The following is a 2,359-nucleotide window of genomic DNA, read 5'->3' on the forward strand; positions in this document are numbered from 1 at the left end:
GACAGCAACCTCCTTCAACACCTCTACAGTTTGTTCTCGTCGGCAAAACAAGATTTGGAACTGTTGGGTGATCAGGGTTGCTCCCTACTTTTAAAACTTCATCAAACTATTCTTTGGCTTTACACCGTTTCAAGTTTTTCAAAGCCTAAAAGCTTTAGTAGCGGTTGCGTTGTCTGGGAAATAGTCGTGCAAGTATAAAGTATGCAGAGATTCTCCCTCTTCATTAAGTGTATCGAATAATGGGGTAGAAAGCTATCTAAGTAGAGGATTAGTTTAAATTATGATGACCGAATGAGTATTTTTGCTCATTCGTTTGAAAGGGATAATGTAGAGGTAGTATAAGGTGTCACACCCTATAAATACTATGAGATATAGGGTGTGTGCCTTTAACTTTTATCAATTTGTTTAAATGTCAGATTTAATCCTTACAGAACTGGATCTCTTTTCTCAAGAATTGGTTAAAGACCTTTTCTGGGCATCATCTCAGTTTTACCAGCGTTTTGGACGAGGTGCTATTGATATTAATTTGAATGACCAAAAGTTACTAAAAATCATAAAGGGGTATAGAGAAGGAAGGACAAACAAGCGAAAGCTGACAGAGAACTTAGGTTATATTCCTCTTGATTTGGAGAAGATGGAATTATCAGGAATTCCTGATGTAGATTCTATATTAAAAAAGTTACATGACATACTATTAAACAATGAAGAAGCCCAAAATTATAAACCATCCCTAGAAGGGATAGGGGTTCTTTCATATAGTCATATTCCTGTAAAAATAAGCGAATCTTATGAAGAATTGATGACGGTCATTAAAATTACAAGATTTGGAGTGAAAAATATTCAAATCGTTGAGTTAACAGAAAGAAAACAGGAAGGAGAATAAAAATGTCATACCCACTCTATAAAAATTTATTATTAAATAGGGGGGTGTGTGTCTTTAAAATTAATAGTATTTTTTGATCAGATAAGAACCATCAGTGGGGAAGTTGTTCAACGAGACAAACCCCTTCCCCGACTACGTTTTTGACGTTCCTGCTGTTCCCTTTGCCGTCGAATTTCAGCCATTAAAGTCTCATTCCAATCTTTATGATGTCTAGGAGCTATCCGATTAATTTGAGCAGTTTCAGGAGCAAGATTCCTTAATTCCTGCTCTATTTGCTTACCACCTTCATCATTATCAGTAGCAATCATAATCTGTCCCCCTCGACTAGAAAACTTCTCAAAAACCCCTTTAAGGATGGTTTTTTGCTGATCTGATAAAGTGCCACCAGTGGCAAAATAACGGGTAGTATCATCTCTGAACAATTGATGATAACTCAAACAGTCCAGGGGACTTTCACAGATAACCAGCGTCGTGTCATCTTTGGAACCATTAGAAGCCCATAGCCCCTTGATACCCCCCTTAGAAAAGCTTTTAAACTCCTGATTACGCAGTTCATAGCCACAAACCCCCTCACGGTCTGCATGGGGGAAAATAACATTATTACGGTGGTCAGTGTAGATTCTGCCTTGAAATCGAGGGTCATTAGTTGTTTGTTGACTGACACCTCGTCGGGTTAAATAAGGATGAGTTACGATTACATTGAACCCTTCAAATTGAGTAATGATTTTATGTCTATCGGGGCTACTTGGGGTTAGTTTAGGCGTTGCTTGTTTAGGAGAATAAGGAGGATTAGAAGGTTCATTTATCCAGGGTCTAAGTTCCTTTCTAACTTCGCCTAAATTAAGGTTTCTTCTATTCTGAATAAAGTCAATGATTGAGCCACTATCCCTATCATCATTAACCGATGAGTAGAAATAGTGTCCATCGGATTGATTAATACCAACGAGAATCTTATCCCCTTGGTTATCTTTGAGAACAAGACAATTAACTGAACTTTTCTTTTTTTCTATACTGTAACCGTTAGCTTGAGCGTAGTCGGCTAGATTAATATCAGTTTTAAAGGTGTCCAGTTCTTGTGCTTGTTGCTCCTTTATTCTTCTAAGACGTTCATGATGTCTTGATAAGCGTTTTCTAGCCTGTAGATCCTCTCGTGAAAGTCGTTCATTCTGTTGTTGAATGAGTTGATTGTTTCTGAGAAGTTCTTGATTAATTCGTTCTGTTGACTGATTAAAGACTCCAATCTTTTCGTCTGTTGTTTGGATAAGTTCTTGATTAATTCCTCTTGTTCTTTCTTGTCCTTCTCGTACTGAACTGCAAAGTTCTTGAAGGTTTCTAAAAGTTCTTTCTCTAGTGGGGTCATCGTCTTCGTTTACAGCTTGATACAGGGCTTCCCTTTGCATTTCCAGTCGGTTTGGTGGGGACTGTTGGGGGGTAGGATTATGAATTTCACCTGGTTGGTTTGATACAGTTCGATGC

Annotated in this window: 2 protein-coding genes; one reads left to right on the forward strand and one right to left on the reverse strand. The window is 37.9% G+C overall.

What is annotated here, in order from left to right; translation table 11 throughout:
* Nucleotides 1-409 precede the first annotated feature (409 nt).
* Nucleotides 410-883, forward strand: a complete 474-nt coding sequence (locus P9B04_RS21415; protein WP_342056996.1) for a hypothetical protein — start codon at nucleotides 410-412, stop codon at nucleotides 881-883.
* Between the two features lie 107 nt (nucleotides 884-990).
* Here P9B04_RS21415 and P9B04_RS21420 read toward each other — a convergent pair.
* Nucleotides 991-2,359 (reverse strand): DUF3991 and toprim domain-containing protein (locus tag P9B04_RS21420; RefSeq protein WP_342056997.1); only part of this gene is annotated, 1,369 nt, incomplete at its 5' end.

The sequence above is a fragment of the Crocosphaera sp. Alani8 genome, assembly GCF_038442745.1.
Taxonomy (GTDB): Bacteria; Cyanobacteriota; Cyanobacteriia; order Cyanobacteriales; family Microcystaceae; genus Crocosphaera.